Here is a 2292-nt window from a genome sequence, read left to right as displayed (position 1 = left end):
GAACGACAGGCAACTGTCACTGCTCTTTAACAATTAACAGCCGATAAGTGTGGGCGCTTGGAATGAGCGAGTCGAACCCTTCGGGGATCGCCACAAGTTTGTATCAAGTGCTCACAAACGAAAGATGAAGAATTACCTTGTGTAACTCTGAATTTTTCTTTGAGACACAATCGGTCTCGTCGCAAGACGGGACAACCACAGAGATTAAACTGAAGAGTTTGATCCTGGCTCAGATTGAACGCTAGCGGGATGCTTTACACATGCAAGTCGAACGGCAGCGCGAGAGAGCTTGCTCTCTTGGCGGCGAGTGGCGGACGGGTGAGTAATATATCGGAACGTGCCCAGTAGCGGGGGATAACTACTCGAAAGAGTGGCTAATACCGCATACGCCCTACGGGGGAAAGGGGGGGATCGCAAGACCTCTCACTATTGGAGCGGCCGATATCGGATTAGCTAGTTGGTGGGGTAAAGGCTCACCAAGGCAACGATCCGTAGCTGGTTTGAGAGGACGACCAGCCACACTGGGACTGAGACACGGCCCAGACTCCTACGGGAGGCAGCAGTGGGGAATTTTGGACAATGGGGGAAACCCTGATCCAGCCATCCCGCGTGTATGATGAAGGCCTTCGGGTTGTAAAGTACTTTTGGCAGAGAAGAAAAGGTATCCCCTAATACGGGATACTGCTGACGGTATCTGCAGAATAAGCACCGGCTAACTACGTGCCAGCAGCCGCGGTAATACGTAGGGTGCAAGCGTTAATCGGAATTACTGGGCGTAAAGCGTGTGTAGGCGGTTCGGAAAGAAAGATGTGAAATCCCAGGGCTCAACCTTGGAACTGCATTTTTAACTGCCGAGCTAGAGTATGTCAGAGGGGGGTAGAATTCCACGTGTAGCAGTGAAATGCGTAGATATGTGGAGGAATACCGATGGCGAAGGCAGCCCCCTGGGATAATACTGACGCTCAGACACGAAAGCGTGGGGAGCAAACAGGATTAGATACCCTGGTAGTCCACGCCCTAAACGATGTCAACTAGCTGTTGGGGCCGTTAGGCCTTAGTAGCGCAGCTAACGCGTGAAGTTGACCGCCTGGGGAGTACGGTCGCAAGATTAAAACTCAAAGGAATTGACGGGGACCCGCACAAGCGGTGGATGATGTGGATTAATTCGATGCAACGCGAAAAACCTTACCTACCCTTGACATGTCTGGAAAGCCGAAGAGATTTGGCCGTGCTCGCAAGAGAACCGGAACACAGGTGCTGCATGGCTGTCGTCAGCTCGTGTCGTGAGATGTTGGGTTAAGTCCCGCAACGAGCGCAACCCTTGTCATTAGTTGCTACGCAAGAGCACTCTAATGAGACTGCCGGTGACAAACCGGAGGAAGGTGGGGATGACGTCAAGTCCTCATGGCCCTTATGGGTAGGGCTTCACACGTCATACAATGGTCGGGACAGAGGGTCGCCAACCCGCGAGGGGGAGCCAATCTCAGAAACCCGATCGTAGTCCGGATCGCAGTCTGCAACTCGACTGCGTGAAGTCGGAATCGCTAGTAATCGCGGATCAGAATGTCGCGGTGAATACGTTCCCGGGTCTTGTACACACCGCCCGTCACACCATGGGAGTGGGTTTCACCAGAAGTAGGTAGCCTAACCGTAAGGAGGGCGCTTACCACGGTGGGATTCATGACTGGGGTGAAGTCGTAACAAGGTAGCCGTATCGGAAGGTGCGGCTGGATCACCTCCTTTTAGAGCGAATGGCTCGCAAAGCGAAAGCGTCCACACTTATTGGCTGTTAGTTAATGTCATGACCATTGAAGGTATCGCCCACTGGTGATAGATGGGTCAGTAGCTCAGTCGGTTAGAGCACCGTCTTGATAAGGCGGGGGTCGTTGGTTCGATTCCAACTTGACCCACCAACGATTACCTCGGGGGATTAGCTCAGCTGGGAGAGCACCTGCTTTGCAAGCAGGGGGTCGTCGGTTCGATCCCGTCATCCTCCACCACCGCTTTTGTGGTTGGTTGTCGATACAGCAAGGTTCATGACAGAGTATAGGGCACAGGCCAACAGCGGTTGACCTGGCGCTAGATTCAACGAAGAGTGTTCTTTTTCAAGAATACTGCTCGTTGGGTTATGCAACCCACGAATTGCTCTTTAACAATTAGGAAGAAGCACAACGAAGGTGTGTTGTCTAATAAACGCAAGACGATTAGTCGACTTGTGATGACAATACACGGGTTGTGATTGCAACAGAACAAATTATGTTCAACGAAAGTTCTCAAAAATATAGACGTTGT

At 51.9% G+C, this 2292-nt stretch carries 2 tRNA genes and 1 rRNA gene; all 3 read left to right on the top strand.

Features of this window, described 5'->3' with window-relative positions:
- The first annotated feature begins 206 nt into the window (after positions 1-206).
- Positions 207-1743: ribosomal RNA gene (locus ACLPGZ_RS19570) — 16S ribosomal RNA — on the top strand.
- Positions 1744-1836: 93 nt separating this feature from the next.
- Positions 1837-1913 (top strand) — tRNA-Ile (locus tag ACLPGZ_RS19565).
- An 11-nt stretch (positions 1914-1924) separates the two neighbouring features.
- Positions 1925-2000, top strand: a tRNA-Ala gene (locus ACLPGZ_RS19560).
- Positions 2001-2292 lie beyond the last annotated feature (292 nt).

The sequence above is a fragment of the Alcaligenes sp. Me129 genome (genome assembly GCF_050487245.1).
Classification (GTDB): Bacteria; Pseudomonadota; Gammaproteobacteria; order Burkholderiales; family Burkholderiaceae_B; genus Alcaligenes; species Alcaligenes phenolicus.
The sequence above is the reverse complement of the archived record's forward strand: the minus strand, read 5'-3'. Positions and strand labels throughout refer to the sequence as shown.